Consider the following 17,140-nt stretch of genomic DNA (forward strand, 5'->3'; position numbering starts at 1 on the left):
CGTGCCGGCCATGCTGATTCCGCTTTTCTTCCGATGGCTCGCGCGACTGCGTCATGTGGCGCGCGGAGCACTGATCCTGCCGTTCGCGCTGCTGCTCGCCGCCGCCGCGCAGGCCGCGCCCGGCCCGGCGCCCAAGACCCAGTGCCCGGCCGAGCCCGCGCCGCTGCCCGCCGCGCGGCTGGCCGCGCAAGCCAGGGACCGCGGCCTGATGTGGACGCTGCGCCGCGATGGCCGCACCTCCTACCTGTATGCGAGCCTGCATGTCGGGCGTCCCGCCTGGGCCGCGCCCGGACCGCGCCTGAAGCGGGCGCTGGACGAGGTCGACGCCGTCGCGCTGGAACTCGATCCGCTGGACCGCGACGCATGGAAGATGCCGCCGATGCCCGACCTGCCGCTCGACCCGGCGCTGCGCCAGCGCCTCGATGCGCAGGCCGCCGCGGTCTGCCTGGAGCCGCAGGCGCTGGCGGCCATGCATCCGCTGCTGCAGACCAGCACCTACATGCTGCTGCGCGCCCGCTCGCTGGGGCTGGACGTGCGCTACGGCCAGGAGATCCTGCTGAGCCAGTGGGCCCGCGACCGCGGCCTGCCGGTGCTGGCGCTGGAGACGCTGCAGGGCCAGCTCGAGGCGCTGCTGCCGTCGGACGCCGAAGCCGCGCGGCATGAACTGCGCGCCAACCTGCGGCAGCTCGAGCGGCCGCAGGCGCTGCTGCGCACGCTGGACACGATGGTCGCGGTCTACGACCGCGGCGACCTGGCGCGGCTGAACCGCTACGCGCAGTGGTGCGACTGCGTGACCGACGCCGCCGACCGCGCCGCGCTGCAGCGGATCAACGACGGCCGCAATCCGGCCCTCGCCGACCGGATCTCCGAACTGCATCAGCGTGGACAGTCGCTGCTCGTGGCCGTCGGCGCGATGCACATGACCGGACCGCAGTCGCTGCCCGCGCTGCTCCAGGCGCGCGGCTTCGAGGTAACCCTGATGCCGAGATCCGGATCGCGATGACCGAGTTGCGGCACACTGAGCCGCCATCGCCCCGGCGCCCCCTCTTCCCTCTGATCCCTCTGATCCCTCCCGCGGAGCCCTGCATCTTGGATCCCCTGCCGTCCTTCCTCCAATCGCTGTTCCTGGTGCCGCTGACGCTGCTGCCCATCATCAACCCGGTGGGCGTCGCCCCGATCGTCATCGGCGCGGCCGGCGGCGACGACAAGGTGCTCAAGCGGCTGTCGCGCCAGGTCGCGATCAACGGCTGGGTGGTGATCATGGTGTCGCTGCTGGTGGGCACCTATGTGCTGGACCTGTTCGGCATCTCGCTGCCGGTGGTGCGCGTGGGCGGCGGCCTGCTGGTCGCCTACAGCGCCTGGATCATGCTGACCCGCAACGAGACCGACGACGTCCAGACCGCCGTGGTGCACGCCTCGCCCGGCGACATCAGCGAGAGCGAGATCGTCCGCCGCAGCTTCTTCCCGATCACCTTCCCGCTGACCACCGGTCCGGGCTGCATCGCCGCGGCGATCGCGCTGGGCGCGCAGATCCCGCGTTCGCCGATCCCGTACGTGATGGGCGCCGGCATCGCGGCGATCGGCGCGGCGTTCACCGCCGCCGTGGTCTACCTGGTCTACCGCAACGGCGGCCGGCTGCTGATGCGCATGGGCGAGGTCGGCACGCTGGTCATGATGCGGCTGATGGCCTTCGTGCTGCTGTGCATCGGCATCCAGATCCTGTGGAGCGGCTGGGCCGACCTGAACCACATCCCCACCTGACCCCGTCACCGCCCGGACGTAGGATCGACCCCACGGCCGCGCGCGCCACCGCGGCGCCAGACCGGCCGATCGAGGAGACACCATGGCGGACACCGACTTCAGCAGATTCGTTCCCGGCTTCGACTTCCTGCAAGGGTTGATGAAGAACGCCGGCGCGGCGATCCCCGGCTTCAACCAGTGGGTCGCGCCGACGCTGGACCCGCATGAGCTCGACAAGCGCATCGACGAGCTGCGCACGGTGCAGTTCTGGCTCGAGCAGAACGCCCGCATGCTCGCCGCGACGATCCAGGCCCTGGAAGTGCAACGGATGACGCTGTCCACGCTGCATGCGATGAACGTGCCGATGGCCGACCTGAAGGAAGTGCTGAAGACGCCGATGGGGGGCGCCCGGCCCGCCGCGGCGGCCCGCGACGCGGCACCGGACAAGGCCGCGGCCCCTGCGGCGGCCGAGCCCTCGCCCGCGCCCTCGCCCGCCCCCAAGGCCGGCACGCCCGAGGCCCCCGCCGGCACCGCCTCCAAAGGGCCGGTCGGCGCCGATCCGATGCAGTGGTGGAACGCCCTCACGCAGCAATTCACGCAGGTCGCGGCCAATGCGATGAAGACCGCCCAGACCACCGCCGCCGCGGCCACGTCGGCCGCGACCAGCGCCGCGGCGGCGGCCAGAGCCTCCGCCTCCGCGCCCGCGCCCGCCCCCACCGCGCCGGCAGGCGCCAAGCCCGCCCCGCGCGCCTCGGCCAAGACCGGCGCGAAGCGCGCCGCCAAGCCGGCGGCCTCGTCCACCGCGGCGCCCGCCGCCAAATCCACCGCGGCCCGCAAGGCGCCCGCCAGACGCAAGACTTCCTGAGCCTCGCGCCGTTCCCGCCCGAGGGCCGTACATGCCTCGCTTCCTCCAGGCTCACGCCACCCATCCCGATCCCCACATGGCGCTCGCGCTCGCCGGCGCGCAGCTGGACGGCCAGCGCGGCGACATGGCGCCGACACTGGGCTTCCTCTATCTGACCCACCCCTACGCGGCCCAGGCCCAGGCGCTGCTGGACGAAGCCCGCCTGCGCTGGCCCGGCTGCGGCTGGGTCGGCGCGTCGGCACTCGCGGTGAGCGCCAGCGGCGTCGAGTACTTCGACGAGCCCGCGCTGGTCGTCATGCTGTCCGACCTGCCGCGCGACCAGTGGCGGGTGTTCTCCGGCCGCCAGCCGCTGCCAGCCGACTGCGACGCCCGCAGCCTGCTGCTGCATGCCGACGGCGGCACGCCCGACCTGCAGGACCTCATCGGTGAGCTGGCCCAGCGCTGCAGCAGCGGCTATCTCTTCGGCGGCCTGGTCAGCGGCGGCGACGATGCGGTCCAGATCGCCGATGGCGTGTTCGAGGGCGGCCTGTCGGGACTGGCGCTCGGTCCGGAGCTGCGCTGGATCTCGCGCGTCAGCCAGGGCTGCCAGCCGCTGGGCCGCGAGCGCCGCGTCACCGCCTGCGACGGGCCGCTGGTCACCGAACTCGATGGCCAGCCGGCGCTCGATGCGCTGCTGGAGGACCTGAAGCTGCCCGCCTACACCGGCGAGTCGGGCGCGCTGCGCCAGGCGATGCCGCTGTTCCGGCGCACGCTGGCCGGACTGAACGACGAACCGGGCGCCCGGCGCGAATACGGCCCCGAGGTGCGCGTGCGCCATCTGGTCGGCCTGGATCCGGCGCGGCGCGGCGTGGCCGTCGCGGAGCAGGTGCGCGAAGGCGAACTGCTGAGCTTCTGCGAGCGCCATCCCGACGCGGCGCGGCGCGATCTGGTCCGCATCTGCACCGAGATCCGCGCCGAGGCCGAGGAGCGCGGCACCCGCATGGCCGGCGCGCTGTATTTCAGCTGCATCGGACGCGGCGGGCCGCACTTCGGCGCGCCCTCGGCCGAGCTGCAATGGGTGCAGCACGCACTTGGCGACGTCCCGCTGGCCGGCTTCTTCGCCAATGGCGAGATCGCCCATGCCCGCCTCCATGGCTACACCGGCGTGCTGACCGTGTTCCTGGAGTCCTGATGCCGGGACGCCGCGACCTGCTGCAGGCGGCCGCGGCCGCGACGCTTTGCGCGGCGCTGCCAGTCCCGGCGCGGGCCGCCCGCCAGCCGGCCGACTCCCCGGCCAGGTTGCCGTCCGAGCCCGCCACCGTCGTCTTTCCGCGCCACCTGCCGCTGCAGGACAAGCAGGTCGACTACTTCATCAGTCTGCTGCACGCGGCGCTGCAGCGCAGCGGCACGCGCTACGCGCTGATCCAGACGCAGTCGGAGATGGTGCAGAGCCGCGCGCTGCTGGAGATGGCGAGCAACGAGCCCGGCATCGACGTCTTCTGGACGATGACCGACCCGCAGCGCGAGCAGACGCTGCTGCCGATCCGCGTGCCGCTGGACCGCGGGCTGATCGGCTGGCGGCTCTGCCTGATGCGGGCCGCCGAGCGCGACCGCCTGGGCGCGGTGCCCGACCTGCGCGGCCTCGCGAAGTTGATCGCCGGCCAGATGCACGACTGGCCCGACACCGCCGTGCTGCGCGCCAATGGCCTGCCGGTGCAGGTCAGCACCCATTACCAGGGGCTGTTCCAGATGCTGTCGCAGGGGCGCTTCGACTACTTCCCGCGCTCGATCTTCGAGATCGACGCCGAGCTCGCCAGCTTCGCCGAGCAGGACCTGGTCATCGATCCCCACCTGCTGCTGTACTACCCCGCCGCGCTCTACATGTTCGTCCGTCCCGGCCGGCCGCGGCTGGCGGCGGACCTGGCGCGCGGCATGGAGGCGCTGGTCGCGGACGGCAGCTTCGAGCGCCTGTCCCGGCAGCTCTTCGGCGACCTGGTCAAGCGCCACCGCATCGACCAGCGCCGCGTGCTGCGGCTGCGCAATCCGCTGCTGCCGCCGGCCACGCCGCTGGGCCGCAAGGCCCTGTGGTGGCCGCTCCCCGGCGCGCGCTGAATGGCCTCCCCCCACCGCCGCCGCGCCTCCCCCATCGACGTCGCCAAGGTTCAGGCCCGGGTCAGCGCGCGGGGCTACAGTTCGAGCCCATGACCGCCGTCCTCCCTTCGACCCACCAGCCGCCCGGCGACCAGGCGGCGGCGCTGTCGGCGTTCCGCGCCGGACGCCGCGCGGCGCTGGTCGAAGCCCTCGGGACGGTGCTGCCGCCCCACGCGCTGCTGTGGCAGGACGAACAGACGCGTCCCTATGAATGCGACGGCCTCACGGCCTACCGCGAACGCCCCCTCGCGGTGGCGCTGCCGGAAACGGAAGCCCAGGTCGCCGGCGTGCTCAAGGCCTGCCATGCGCTGGGCATCCCGGTCGTGGCGCGCGGCGCGGGCACCGGGCTGTCGGGCGGCGCCATGCCGCATGCGGAAGGCCTGACGCTGGCGCTGGCGAAGTTCAACCGGATCGTCGCGATCGACCCGCTGGCGCGGACCGCGCGGGTCCAGTGCGGCGTGCGCAACCTGGCGATCTCCGAAGCGGCCGCCGCGCACGGCCTCTACTACGCGCCCGATCCGAGCAGCCAGATCGCCTGCACGATCGGCGGCAACGTCGCCGAGAACTCCGGCGGCGTGCACTGCCTGAAGTACGGCCTGACGCTGCACAACGTGCTGAAGGTGCGCGGGTTCACCGTCGATGGGGAGCCCGTGACGTTCGGCTCCGAGGCGCTCGATGCACCCGGACTGGACCTGCTGAGCGTCGTCATCGGCAGCGAGGGCATGCTGGCGGTGGTGACCGAGGTCGTCGTCAAGCTGACGCCCAAGCCGCAGCTGGCGCGCTGCATCATGGCCAGCTTCGACGACCTGCGCCGCGCCGGCGACGCGGTGGCGGCGATCATCGCGGCCGGCATCATCCCGGCCGGGCTGGAGATGATGGACAAGCCGATGACGGCGGCGGTCGAGGATTTCGTCCACGCCGGCTACGACCTCGAGGCCGAGGCCATCCTGCTGTGCGAGAGCGACGGCACGCCGGAGGAAGTCGAGGAGGAGATCGTCCGCATGAGCGAGGTGCTGCGCGCCAGCGGCGCGACGCGGCTGGAGGTCAGCGAGACCGAGGCCCAGCGGCTGCGCTTCTGGAGCGGACGCAAGAACGCGTTTCCGGCCTCGGGGCGGATCAGCCCGGACTACATGTGCATGGACTCGACGATCCCGCGCAAGCGGCTCGCGGACATCCTGCTGGCGATCCAGGAGATGGAGAAGAAGTACGCGCTGCGCTGCGCTAACGTCTTCCATGCCGGCGACGGCAACCTGCATCCGCTGATCCTGTTCGACGCCAACGACCCCGACCAGTTGCACCGCTGCGAGCGCTTCGGCGCCGACATCCTGGAGACCAGCGTCGCGATGGGCGGCACGGTGACGGGGGAGCACGGCGTCGGCGTGGAGAAACTCAACAGCATGTGCGTGCAGTTCTCGCCGCAGGAGCGCGAACAGATGCTGGCCTTGAAGCGGGCCTTCGACCCGCAAGGGCTGCTGAACCCCGGGAAGGTGATCCCCACGCTGCAGCGCTGCGCCGAATATGGCCGCATGCATGTGAAGCGTGGCGCGCTGCCCTTCCCTGATCTGGAGCGATTCTGATGACGGTGCAAGCAGGGGATTTGGGACAGGCGCCGGCCGCCGGGCCGGACGCGGCGATGGCGCCGGCGCTCGACGCCGGGCAGACCGCGGTGCTGCGGGCGATCCAGGATCGGATCCGGCAGGTCGGGCCGCTGCGCATTGCCGGCCATGGCAGCAAGGACTTCTATGGCGGACCGCTGACGCCGCCGGGCGCCAAGGGCCCGTTGCCGGTGCTGTCGACGGCGGGGCTCAGCGGCGTGCTGGCCTATGAGCCGAGCGAGCTCTATCTGACCGCGCTGGCGGGCACGCCGCTGGCGCAGGTCGAGGCGCTGCTGGCCGAGCATGGGCAGCACCTGGCGTTCGAGCCGCCGCGCTTCGTCGGCGCGGCCTCGGGCGGCACCGGCACGATCGGCGGCATGGTGGCGACCGGCCTGTCCGGCCCGGCTCGCGCGACGGCGGGCGCGGTGCGCGACCACGTGCTCGGGTTGTCGATGCTCAACGGCCGCGGCGAACTGCTGCATTTCGGCGGCACGGTGATGAAGAACGTGGCCGGCTACGACGTCTCGCGGCTGATGGCCGGCGCGCTGGGCGTGCTGGGCTTCATCGCGCAGGTCACGCTGAAGGTGCTGCCGATCCCGGCCGCTTCCGCGACGCTGCGCTTCGAGTGCGGGCAGGACGAGGCCCTGGTCCGGATGAACCGCTGGGGCGGACAGCCGCTGCCGGTCTCGGCCACGGCCTGGTGGGATGGCGCGCTGGTGGTGCGGCTCTCGGGCGCCGAGGCGGCGGTGACGGCCGCGAAACGCCGCCTCGGAGGGGACGTCATCCCCGAGGCGATGGCGGCGCCGTTCTGGCAAGGCCTGCGCGACCAGAGCGACGAGTTCTTCCTCGGCGCCCGCCGGGCGGTGCAAGGGGGCGCGGCGCTGTGGCGCATCGCGGTGCCGGCCACGTCGCCCGCGATGACGCTGCACGGCGAACAGCTGGTCGAATGGGGCGGCGCCCAGCGCTGGGTCGTGACGCCGATGGCGCCGGCGCAGATGCGCGAGCTCGTCGCCGCGGCCGGCGGCCATGCGACGCTGTTCTATGCGAACGACAAGTCGGCCGGCGCCTTCTCGCCGCTGGGGCCGCAGCTGACGCGGATCCACCGCGAACTGAAGCGCCAGTTCGATCCGGAGGGGATCTTCAATCCTGGCCGGCTCTATCCGGACCTCTGATCCGGTCGACGCCGTCATCCGCCAGCTTCCGCCCGCACGATGCAAACCCACCTGGCTCCCGAGTTCCAAGGCACCCCGGAAGGCAGCGCCGCCGAGGCGATCCTGCGCCGCTGCGTGCATTGCGGCTTCTGCACGGCGACCTGCCCGACCTACCAGCTGCTCGGCGACGAACTCGACGGCCCGCGCGGACGGATCTACCTCATCAAGCAGGTGCTGGAAGGCTCGCCGCCGACCGCGGCGACGCAGCAGCACCTGGACCGCTGCCTGACCTGCCGCAATTGCGAAAGCACCTGTCCGTCCGGCGTCCAGTACGGCCAGCTCGTGGAGATCGGCCGCCAGGTCGTCGAGGCCAAGGTCGGGCGCCCGCGCGAGGAGCGCCTCAAGCGCTGGCTCCTCAAGGAAGGGCTGACCTCGCCGCTGTTCACGCCGGCGCTGCGGCTCGGCCAGGCGCTTCGGCCGCTTGTGCCCGCCGCGCTGAAGGACAAGGTGCCGCCGCGTCCGGAAGCCCGCGCGTTCCAGTGGCCGCGGCGCGAGCATCCGCGCAAGGTGCTGATGCTGCTCGGCTGCGTGCAGCCGGCCATGATGCCCAACATCAACGCCGCCACGGCCCGGGTGCTGGATGCCGCCGGCGTGCAGACACTGGTCGCCGACGAGGCCGGCTGCTGCGGCGCGATCCGCGCCCATCTGAATGACCACCATGGCGGGCTCGACGACGCCCGGCGCAACATCGACGCCTGGTGGCCGATGGTCGACGGCCATGGCGGCGAGGTCGAGGCCATCGTCATGAACGCCTCCGGCTGCGGGGTCCAGGTCAAGGACTACGGCCGCCTGCTCGCCCACGATCCGGACTACGCCGAGAAGGCCGCCCGGGTTTCGGCCCTGACCCGCGACTTGAGCGAGTTCCTGCCGGCGCTGGCCGAGCCGCTGCGGTCGCGCCTCGGGCAGGGCGGGCCGGGAGCGCGGCCCAAGCTCGCCTACCACCCGCCCTGCACGCTGCAGCATGGCCAGCAGTTGCGCGGCGGCGTCGAGGGGCTGATGCGCGAACTCGGGTTCGAGATTTCGGTCGCGCCTGCCGAGAGCCACCTGTGCTGCGGCTCCGCCGGCACGTATTCCGTGCTGCAACCCGCGCTGTCCAAGCAGCTGCGGGACCGCAAGCTCGAGGCGCTGGCGCCGCTCGCGGCGGACGCCATCGTCTCCGCCAACATCGGTTGCATCCAGCACCTGCAATCCGGCACCGGGACGCCGGTGCGCCACTGGATCGAGGTCCTGGACGAGGCGCTGGGCGCCTGAGCGTCGCGCCGGCGCGTCACTCCCCTCGAAAACACCTCCCACTTGAGGAGGAGTTCTCACTCTCAGCGCACCGCCAAGGGCAAACCCGGGCATGCGCATTGCCTGCGGCCCGCACAATCGCGCTCAATAACAGGAGGGGAGCGCGTCAAGCGATCCAACCAGAAAGCGAAAGAGGCCGGTCACCGCGTGGTGACCGGCCTTTTTTCCGTCCTCGGCGGCTGGCGGCCACGGATACTCCACGGTCACATTTCCTTCATCCGGCTTCGTCCGAAGCCCGATCCGCCATGATCCTGACCCGTCGCACCTGGCTGCTCGCGCCCGTCCTGGCCGCGCTGGCCGCCTGCAGTTCCGCTCCGACTTCCACGCCGGCCGCCCCGCCGGCATCCGCCGCCGCCCAGGCAAGCCCTGGCCCCTTCGCGGCGAAGAAGCCGCCAAGACTGGTGGTCTTCATGGTGATCGACGGGCTGCCGATCCGGCAGGTGCTCGGCTACCGCGACCAGCTGCAGCCGGACGGCTTCAAGCGCTTCCTCGATCGCGGCGCCTGGTTCGCCAATGCGTATTACGGCCACGGCTACACGGTCACCGCGGCCGGCCACTCGATCATGCTCAGCGGCGCCTATCCGCAGCGCAGCGGCATCATCGGCAACGAATGGCGCGACCCCGTGACGGGCGAGCCGCAGTACAACACCGCCGATCCGCGCTACCAGTACATCGGCAACAAGACCGAGCCGCTGGCCGGCACCAGCCCCGAGAACTACAAGGTGGAGACCGTCGGTGACGTGCTGCGCACGCTGCAGCCGGGATCCAAGGTGATCGGCATCTCCGGCAAGGACCGCGGCGCGATCCTGCCGGCGGGCCACAAGGGCACGGCCTACATGTTCATGGGCGGGACCGGCCAATTCGCGTCGTCCACCTATTACATGGACAAGCATCCGGCCTGGGTCGACGCCTTCAACGCGGCCAAGCCGGCCGACCAGTTCTTCGGCAAGACCTGGGCCCCGATGCTGCCCGAGGCCGCCTATGCGCGCAGCGTGCCGGACGGCCAGCCCTGGCAGGCCAACAGCGGCAACGGCAACAGGCTGCCGGCGGTGCTTGGCGCCGGCATGGACGGTCCGGGACCGCGCTTCTACGGCAACATCCTGCCCTCCCCGTTCGGCGACGAATTGACGCTGGCCTTCGCCCGCGCCGCGGTCGAGGGCGAGCAGCTCGGCACCGACGACCAGACCGACATCCTGTCGGTGAGCCTGTCCAGTCACGACTACATCAACCACGCGTTCGGTCCGGAATCACGGCTGTCGCACGACCACTTCCTGCACCTGGACGCCCACCTGCAGGCCTGGTTCAAGTACCTCGACGCCAAGGTCGGCCGCGACAACTACATCGCCGTGCTGACCGCCGACCACGGCTTCACCGACACCCCCGAATGGGCGAAGTCGCAAGGCCGGGATGCCGGCCGGATCAATCCGGCACAGGCGGTGGGCTTCGTCAACGCGGGACTGGCGAAGCAGTTCGGCGAAGGCCGCTGGGTCGCCGGCCTGTCAGGCACCGGGCTGATCTTCGACGAGGCGGCCATCCGGGCGAAGGGCCTCCAGCCCGACGACGTCTACGCCGCCGCGAAAACGCTGGTCGAGCAGGTGGACGGCGTGCAGGCCGCCTTCACGCGGGCGCAACTGGCGGGCACCGACACGGCCACGCCCTACCTCGAGCAGATGCGCAGGTCCTGGTATCCGGGCATCGCCGCCCCGCTGCAGGTGGTGCCGAAGCCGGGCTGGATGTTCGGCGCCCGCATGACCGGCACCACCCATGGCAGCCCCTATGAAGCCGACACCCATGTGCCGCTGCTGACCTGGGGCCCGGGCTGGGTCGGCCAGGGACGCATCGAGCAGCGCGTCGAGATCGTCGACTTCGCGCCCACGCTGAGCGCGATCCTGCACATCCCGGCGCCGCGCCAGGCTCAGGGCAAGGTGTTGCCACTGCCGGCGCAATAAGGAACGGGGGACGCCGAAAGGGGGATGGCGTCGGCCAGCCGTACGGCGATTCCCCCCGTTCAGCGCAGCCACCCGCCACCGAAGCGGGGAGTGGATGCGCCTGACAAATGGCTGCTGTAGGCTGGCCGGTCTCAAAGAAATAAAAGGGAGACCGCCATGTTTGGCTGGTTCGAGAAACTCGTCGATCCGTTTCCGCAAAGCCCGGCGCCGCAGCCGCCCCAGGGCTTCTTCGCGTTCGTCTGGGCCGGCTCGCACGGCATGCGCAAGCTGGTGCTGGTGCTGGTCGTCCTGACCGCCGCCATCGGCGCCTTCGAGGCCTTGCTGTTCTCGATGCTGGGCTCGGTCGTCGACTGGCTCAGCCAGGTGCCGCCGTCGCAGTGGTGGTCGACGCAGCGCGACAAGCTGCTGCTGCTGGGCGGCATCCTGCTGGCCAGCCCGGTGCTGATCGCGCTGCAGGCGATGAGCAAGTACCAGGGTCTGTCCAGCAACTTCCCGATGCGGCTGCGCTGGAACTTCCACCGGCACCTGCTCGCCCAGAGCATGAGCTTCTACCAGGACGAGTTCGCCGGCCGCGTCTCCGCCAAGCTGATGCAGACGGCGCTGGCGGTGCGCGAGTGCTGGCTGATCGTCACCGACATCCTGGTCTTCATCACGATCTACTTCGTGACGATGCTGGGCGTGGTCGGAAGCTTCGATGCGACGCTCCTGATCCCGTTCCTGGGCTGGCTGGCCTGCTACCTGGTCGCGCTGGTCGTCTTCGTGCCGCGGCTGGGCAAGGCCGCCGCCGCGCAGGCCGACGCCCGCAGCCTGATGACCGGCCGCGTCACCGACGCCTACACCAACATCAGCACCGTCAAGCTGTTCTCGCATTCGAACCGCGAGGCCGGATTCGCCCGCGGGGCGATGCAGGACTTCCTGGGCACGGCCTACCGCCAGATGCGGCTGATCAGCGCGTTCGAGATCGTCAATCACGCGCTGTCGATGGGCCTGATCGCCGCCACCGCCGGCATGACGCTGTGGCTGTGGACGCAGGGCCAGGTCGGCATCGGCGCGGTCGCCGCGGCCACCGCGATGGCGCTGCGGCTCAATGGCATCTCGCACTGGATCATGTGGGAGATGGCCAGCCTGTTCGAGAACATCGGCACCGTGCAGGACGGCATCACGACGCTGTCGCGCCCGATCGCGATCCAGGACGCCGCCGGCGCGGCGGCGCTCGACGTGACCCGCGGCGAAGTGCGCTTCGACCATGTCGACTTCAGCTACGGCGGCCGCAAGACGGTGCTGCACGACCTGACCCTGACGATCCGGCCGGGCGAGAAGATCGGCGTGGTCGGGCGCTCGGGCGCCGGCAAGTCCACGCTGGTCAATCTGCTGCTGCGCTTCTATGACATCGACAAGGGCCGCGTGCTGATCGACGGCCAGGACATCGCCACGGTGACGCAGGACAGCCTCAGACGCCAGGTGGGCATGGTCACGCAGGACACCTCGCTGCTGCACCGCTCGGTGCGGGACAACCTGATGTATGGCCGCCCGGACGCGACCGAGGACGAGATGCGGGCGGCCGCCGAGCGCGCCGAGGCGCAGGACTTCATCGATGGCCTGACCGATCCGAAGGGACGCCAGGGCTACGACGCCCACGTGGGCGAGCGCGGCGTGAAGCTGTCCGGCGGCCAGCGCCAGCGCATCGCCATCGCCCGCGTGATGCTGAAGGACGCGCCCATCCTGTTGCTCGACGAGGCGACCAGCGCGCTGGACTCCGAGGTCGAGGCCGCGATCCAGCGCAGCCTGTACCGGCTGATGGAGGGCAAGACGGTGGTGGCGATCGCGCACCGGCTCTCGACCATCGCCGCGATGGACCGGCTGATCGTGATGGACCAGGGCCGCATCGTCGAGCAGGGCGACCACGCGTCGCTGCTGGCGCAGGGGGGCCTGTACGCGAAGCTGTGGACCCACCAGAGCGGCGGCTTCCTGGTCGAGGACGGTCTGGACGAGGAGACCGGCGGCACGCCTGCACCACGCCGGAACGGCCCTGGCGGCCAGCTGGCCAGCGATGACCGTGACGTGGTGCACGACGAGGCGGATTGACCCGGTCCGCCGCTGTCGCTGGAACAGGGCCGGCGGCATGGCGCGTTCGGCCCGGCGCGGCGCGAGGGCCCGGTGTCATGCTGGCGCTCAAATGAGGTTTGCCAACGGATTTCTCGTAAGCCGGCGCTGACTTATCCCTCGAATGACGGACGCTGCACGCCACCCGTTCAAGGGGTTCGGCGGGGTATCCGGGTGAGGGCAGGTATGAAACACTGCGTTGGCAGGTCGGACGGAAGCGCCGATCCGCTTGAGCGTCCGCCCTTTCCGGGGGCGCGTGCACCACGAAAGCTGAGCATATGGACCACAGCAGCGACACCACCCCGCAGTCTTCGGCCACTCCGGCGCCCGGCGCCGGATCCGTCGTCTCGCAGCGCCGCCGCCGCTTCATCCAGGCGGGCGTGGTGCCGGTCGGTCTGACGCTGGCCAGCCGTCCGGCGATGGCCTGGCACTGCAACACGACCTCGGCCTGGGGCTCGGCGATCCTGCGCAATGGCGGGGCCAGCGTGCAGGCCCGCGCCGATCAGGCGGTGATCAACAACACCGAGTGCTGGACCATCACCAACTGGAACAGCAACTCCGGCCGCTCGTCGGTGCGCGGCGGCACCGCGCCGTGGACCCTGGTCATCAACACCTGGTACGCGGGCAAGAGCCTGACCTATGCGCGCAACACCCTGACGGTGGCGAAGGTGTATCCAGGCGGCCTGAAGAACGTCAGCAGCACGGCCAAGGTGTCCGATCTGCTGAAGAACGATCCGGGCGGCTACGGCACGATGATGCTGGTGGCCCGGCTGAACACGCTGTTCGCCGGCAACAACGTCGCGCAATGCGTGGTGTCGTCGAGCGGCCAGGACATGCTCGTGCAGATGGCGTCGCAAGGACCCGGCGTCTTCAAGCCGGCCAACTCGACCGGCGCGGCCTGGTCGACGACGGACTTCAAGAACTACCTGTACAGCAACTGGCTCGTGTCCACCTGATGGCTGGGCCGGCCTGGCACTGCAGGCAATCGCTGAATGACGTGCTGCTCGCCTGGGAGGGTGAACAGCACGCCGTCTATTTCGACCCCGAGAGCGGGGACACCCACCTGATCGCCGCGCTCGGCGCGCAACTGGCTGAATGGCTGGCCGACGCTCCGCTCGACCGCGATCAGCTGCTGCAGCGGCTCGCGCGCGATGTGGACTGGGACGAGCCGCCGGCCCCCGAAGCGCTGTCCGAGATCCTCGACCTGCACCTGCGCCGCCTGGCCGAGATCCACCTGCTGAGCGAGGACCCGGCACAGGAGCCAAGCGCTTGAAGCTGCAGGACATCGGCACGGACGGGCTGCGGGCCCGGATGAGCGGCGAAGGCCTGACGCTCAGGCTCTCGCCATTCACCGTGCGCGTGCGGTCCGACATTGCGCATCTGGCGGCCGATGTCGCGGCGATGTACCGCGACTTCGAACTCGCCGGCGATGAGGAGTTCGTCGACTTCCACGTCGCCGTGCTGCGCAGCCCGCATTGGCTGAGCCGGCTGCAGGGCCGCGCCGAGTTCTGGTTCGATGGCCAGCGCTCGTTCACGCCGCTGCCGGCCGCGCAGGCGCTGGCGATGCTCGAGTGGGGCATCAACTGGTGCATCGCGGCCCACGCCCATCAATACCTGCTGATCCATGCCGCCGTGCTCGAGCGCGGTGGCCGCGCGCTGCTGATGCCGGCGCCGCCGGGTTCCGGCAAGAGCACGCTGTGCGCCGCGCTGGCGCATCGCGGGTGGCGGCTGCTGTCCGACGAACTCGGCCTGCTCGACATGGCCACCGGCCTGGTCCACGGCATGGCGCGGCCGATCAATCTCAAGAACGCCTCGATTCCGCTGATCCGCGCCTTCGCGCCCGACGCGTTCTTCAGCGCGTCGATGCCCAACACCTCGAAGGGCACCGTCGCGCTGGTGCGTGCGCCGCGGGACGCGATCGAGGCGCGCCTGGCGCCGGCGCGGCCGGCCTGGGTCGTGCTGCCGGCCTGGCGCGCCGAGGCGCCCGCCGCGCTGATGCCGATCGAGCGCGCCCGGGCCTTCATGGATCTCGCCGAGCAGTCGTTCAACTACGACGTGCACGGCCAGGCCGGGTTCCAGGCGCTGGGCCGGCTCGTCGGCGCCTGCGGGTGCTACCGCTTCGAGTACAGCCGCCTGGACGAGGCGCTGGCCCACTTCGACCGGCTCGCCGAATCCGTGCCGGAGCCCGGATCCGTGTCCGCACCCATGCCGGCGGGAGCGCCATGAGCGCCGAGCGCCGCCGGCCGCTGCTGGTCCGGGTGCTGCTGCAGCCGGCGGTCGCCGCCGGGCTGGGGCTGTCCGACTGGGACCTGCTGCTGCGGCAGGCGCGGCGTTCCAATCTCGCCGGCAAGCTGGCCGAGCAGATGGAACGCGGCGGCTGGCTCGACACCCTGCCCGAGCCGGTGCGCCCGCATCTGCGCTCGGCGCTGCTGCTGTCGCGGCGGCAGGCGCAGATGCTGCGCCGTGAAGTCGACCTGCTGCGCCAGACGCTGGCCGAGCTGCCGGGCCCGCTGATCCTGCTCAAGGGCGCGGCCTATGCGCTCGGCGGCCACGCGCCGGCGCCGGGCCGGATGTTCAGCGACATCGACCTGCTGATCCCGCCCGAGCAGTTGCCGCGCTGCGAGACCACGCTGCTCGTCCATGGGTGGGACTTCGACGAGGGGCTGGACGCCTACGACCAGCGCTATTACCGCGACTGGATGCACGAGCTGCCGCCGCTGCACCACAAGCGGCGCGGCACCTCGCTGGACGTGCACCACACGCTGCTGCCGCCGACCGCGCGCACGCCGCTGGACAGCCGCGCGCTGTTCGATGCGCCGCGGCCGTTGCCGGGACTGCCCGGCGTGTTCGAGTTGCCGCCCGAGGACATGCTGCTGCACAGCGCCGCCCACCTGTTCCATGAAGGCGAGCTGACCAACGGCCTGCGCGACCTGTTCGACCTCGACGCGCTGCTGCGCGAGTTCGGCGCGATCGAGGGCTTCTGGCCACGGCTGACGGCGCGCGCGCGGCGCATTGGTCTGACGCGCCCGCTGTGGCTCGCGCTGAGATATACGCGGATGCTGCTGGACACGCCTTGGCCGGAGACGCTGCTGGAGGAGGTCGGGCCGCCACCGGGCGCGCTCGCGTTGAGGCTGCTGGACGCGTGCTATCGGCGCGCGCTCAGGCCGGCGCATGACAGCTGCCGGCTGCCTGGGCATGAACTGGCGGAAGGGGCGCTCTATGTGCGCTCCCACTGGTTGCGCATGCCGTCGGGACTGCTGGCGCGGCATCTGCTGCGCAAGGCGTGGTCCCGGATGACAACCTCTCCCGAAGTGCGCAAGGCTGAGGTGCCAGGCAACGGCTGATGGCCCTCCACCCCCACCCGCTCCCGCAAGCGGGCGAGGGGGTAAGAGCCGGACGTCGTAGTAAACCCCCTCGCCCCAGCGGGGAGAGGGAGGGGAGAGGGGGCTCGTGCCACAGCGCTGCTGCCGTTCGAAGCACCCCCTCTCCCCTGCCCTCTCCCCCCTCGCGGGGGGCGAGGGAGTTCTTGCGCAAGGCAAGTGCGGGTAGACACCGGCCCCGGAGCAGAGCGGGGCGGGGCGGGCGCGGCCATTGCCGGGGGGCGGGGAGCCTTCGCTTATGCTCGCTCCCCATGAACCGACCCAAGCCTTTCTCCATGATCCGCGAGTTTCATCTCGCGGACTGGTTCACCCTGGGCAACGCCTTCTGCGGAGTCGGCGCGCTGTTCTCCGTCATGACCTTCCTGCAGACCGGGCTGACGCTGCATCTCTACTACGCCTGCGCGCTGATCCCCGCGGCGCTGGTCTTCGACGTGCTGGACGGCCGCATCGCGCGCTGGCGTCAGAAAAGCTCCGCGATGGGACGTGAGCTGGACTCGCTCGCCGACGTGATCTCGTTCGGCGTCGCGCCGGCGGTGATCGCCTACGGCTGCGGCATGCAGGGCCTGTGGGACCGCATCATCCTGGGCTTCTTCGTCGCCTGCGGCGTCTCGCGCCTGGCCCGCTACAACATCACCGCCGAGTCCCTCTCCGGCGGCAGCGACAAGGTCGCCTACTTCGAGGGCACGCCCATCCCGACCTCGCTGCTGCTGGTCATCGTGCTGTGGATCGCGGCCTGGCAGGGCGCGATCGGCGAAGCGCTGTGGTTCGGCAGCCTCAGGATGGGCGGCTTCACGCTGCATCCGCTGGTGCTGCTGTTCGCGATTTCGGGCTCGCTGATGATCAGCCGGATCCGCATTCCCAAGCTGTGACCGCCGGG

15 protein-coding genes are annotated in these 17,140 nt (G+C 71.0%); all 15 read left to right on the forward strand.

What is annotated here, in order from left to right:
• Positions 1–10 precede the first annotated feature (10 nt).
• The 15 genes from ACEN96_RS00685 to pssA all read left to right on the forward strand — a co-directional run bounded on the left by ACEN96_RS00685 (position 11) and on the right by pssA (position 17,132).
• The gene (locus ACEN96_RS00685) at positions 11–1,003 is read left to right on the forward strand and encodes a TraB/GumN family protein (protein WP_495586134.1); all 993 of its coding nucleotides are present in this window, start codon (positions 11–13) and stop codon (positions 1,001–1,003) included.
• Positions 1,004–1,089: 86 nt separating this feature from the next.
• Entirely contained in the window at positions 1,090–1,761 is a 672-nt protein-coding gene (locus tag ACEN96_RS00690) for a MarC family protein (protein ID WP_495586135.1), read from the forward strand.
• Between the two features lie 82 nt (positions 1,762–1,843).
• A complete protein-coding gene (locus ACEN96_RS00695; protein ID WP_495586136.1) occupies positions 1,844–2,605 on the forward strand; it encodes a PhaM family polyhydroxyalkanoate granule multifunctional regulatory protein in 762 nt (253 codons plus the stop codon).
• 31 nt (positions 2,606–2,636) lie between these two features.
• On the forward strand, positions 2,637–3,776 hold the full coding sequence (locus ACEN96_RS00700) for an FIST signal transduction protein (RefSeq protein WP_495586137.1): 1,140 nt from the start codon (positions 2,637–2,639) through the stop codon (positions 3,774–3,776).
• The gene (locus ACEN96_RS00705; RefSeq protein WP_495586138.1) at positions 3,776–4,696 is read left to right on the forward strand and encodes a substrate-binding periplasmic protein; all 921 of its coding nucleotides are present in this window, start codon (positions 3,776–3,778) and stop codon (positions 4,694–4,696) included. Before ACEN96_RS00700 ends, ACEN96_RS00705 begins: the two co-directional genes overlap by 1 nt.
• An 89-nt stretch (positions 4,697–4,785) precedes the next feature.
• The gene (locus ACEN96_RS00710; protein WP_495586139.1) at positions 4,786–6,312 is read left to right on the forward strand and encodes an FAD-linked oxidase C-terminal domain-containing protein; all 1,527 of its coding nucleotides are present in this window, start codon (positions 4,786–4,788) and stop codon (positions 6,310–6,312) included.
• Positions 6,312–7,502, forward strand: a complete 1,191-nt coding sequence (glcE, locus tag ACEN96_RS00715) for a glycolate oxidase subunit GlcE (protein ID WP_495586140.1) — start codon at positions 6,312–6,314, stop codon at positions 7,500–7,502. The genes ACEN96_RS00710 and glcE overlap by 1 nt, the downstream gene beginning before the upstream one ends.
• 39 nt (positions 7,503–7,541) lie before the next feature.
• Positions 7,542–8,792: a glycolate oxidase subunit GlcF gene (glcF, locus tag ACEN96_RS00720; RefSeq protein WP_495586141.1), complete on the forward strand. Its 1,251-nt coding sequence runs from the start codon at positions 7,542–7,544 to the stop codon at positions 8,790–8,792.
• A gap of 284 nt (positions 8,793–9,076) precedes the next feature.
• Positions 9,077–10,780, forward strand: coding sequence for an alkaline phosphatase family protein (locus ACEN96_RS00725; RefSeq protein ID WP_495586142.1), 1,704 nt, complete (start codon positions 9,077–9,079; stop codon positions 10,778–10,780).
• A gap of 156 nt (positions 10,781–10,936) precedes the next feature.
• The gene (locus ACEN96_RS00730; RefSeq protein WP_495586143.1) at positions 10,937–12,865 is read left to right on the forward strand and encodes an ABC transporter ATP-binding protein; all 1,929 of its coding nucleotides are present in this window, start codon (positions 10,937–10,939) and stop codon (positions 12,863–12,865) included.
• A 296-nt stretch (positions 12,866–13,161) separates the two neighbouring features.
• Positions 13,162–13,839: a hypothetical protein gene (locus ACEN96_RS00735; protein ID WP_495586144.1), complete on the forward strand. Its 678-nt coding sequence runs from the start codon at positions 13,162–13,164 to the stop codon at positions 13,837–13,839.
• 41 nt (positions 13,840–13,880) lie between these two features.
• The gene (locus ACEN96_RS00740) at positions 13,881–14,156 is read left to right on the forward strand and encodes an HPr-rel-A system PqqD family peptide chaperone (protein WP_495586145.1); all 276 of its coding nucleotides are present in this window, start codon (positions 13,881–13,883) and stop codon (positions 14,154–14,156) included.
• Entirely contained in the window at positions 14,153–15,109 is a 957-nt protein-coding gene (locus ACEN96_RS00745; protein ID WP_495586146.1) for an HprK-related kinase A, read from the forward strand. The genes ACEN96_RS00740 and ACEN96_RS00745 overlap by 4 nt, the downstream gene beginning before the upstream one ends.
• Positions 15,106–16,227, forward strand: a complete 1,122-nt coding sequence (locus ACEN96_RS00750; RefSeq protein ID WP_495586147.1) for a nucleotidyltransferase domain-containing protein — start codon at positions 15,106–15,108, stop codon at positions 16,225–16,227. The genes ACEN96_RS00745 and ACEN96_RS00750 overlap by 4 nt, the downstream gene beginning before the upstream one ends.
• A 287-nt stretch (positions 16,228–16,514) precedes the next feature.
• Complete coding sequence (gene pssA, locus ACEN96_RS00755; protein WP_495586148.1) at positions 16,515–17,132, forward strand: CDP-diacylglycerol--serine O-phosphatidyltransferase; 618 nt, start codon at positions 16,515–16,517, stop codon at positions 17,130–17,132.
• The last annotated feature ends 8 nt before the right edge of the window (positions 17,133–17,140 follow it).

The sequence above is a fragment of the Roseateles sp. Mitsp63 genome, assembly GCF_059491535.1.

Excerpts from the sequence above, each read along its gene's own strand:
- ACEN96_RS00685 (WP_495586134.1), top strand. The coding sequence starts at position 11 with ATGCTGATTCCGCTTTTCTTCCGATGGCTCGCGCGACTGCGTCATGTG.
- ACEN96_RS00730 (WP_495586143.1), top strand. The coding sequence starts at position 10,937 with ATGTTTGGCTGGTTCGAGAAACTCGTCGATCCGTTTCCGCAAAGCCCG.
- ACEN96_RS00695 (WP_495586136.1), top strand. The coding sequence starts at position 1,844 with ATGGCGGACACCGACTTCAGCAGATTCGTTCCCGGCTTCGACTTCCTG.
- ACEN96_RS00705 (WP_495586138.1), top strand. The coding sequence starts at position 3,776 with ATGCCGGGACGCCGCGACCTGCTGCAGGCGGCCGCGGCCGCGACGCTT.
- glcE (WP_495586140.1), top strand. The coding sequence starts at position 6,312 with ATGACGGTGCAAGCAGGGGATTTGGGACAGGCGCCGGCCGCCGGGCCG.
- glcF (WP_495586141.1), top strand. The coding sequence starts at position 7,542 with ATGCAAACCCACCTGGCTCCCGAGTTCCAAGGCACCCCGGAAGGCAGC.
- ACEN96_RS00735 (WP_495586144.1), top strand. The coding sequence starts at position 13,162 with ATGGACCACAGCAGCGACACCACCCCGCAGTCTTCGGCCACTCCGGCG.
- ACEN96_RS00700 (WP_495586137.1), top strand. The coding sequence starts at position 2,637 with ATGCCTCGCTTCCTCCAGGCTCACGCCACCCATCCCGATCCCCACATG.
- ACEN96_RS00750 (WP_495586147.1), top strand. The coding sequence starts at position 15,106 with ATGAGCGCCGAGCGCCGCCGGCCGCTGCTGGTCCGGGTGCTGCTGCAG.
- ACEN96_RS00710 (WP_495586139.1), top strand. The coding sequence starts at position 4,786 with ATGACCGCCGTCCTCCCTTCGACCCACCAGCCGCCCGGCGACCAGGCG.
- ACEN96_RS00725 (WP_495586142.1), top strand. The coding sequence starts at position 9,077 with ATGATCCTGACCCGTCGCACCTGGCTGCTCGCGCCCGTCCTGGCCGCG.
- pssA (WP_495586148.1), top strand. The coding sequence starts at position 16,515 with ATGAACCGACCCAAGCCTTTCTCCATGATCCGCGAGTTTCATCTCGCG.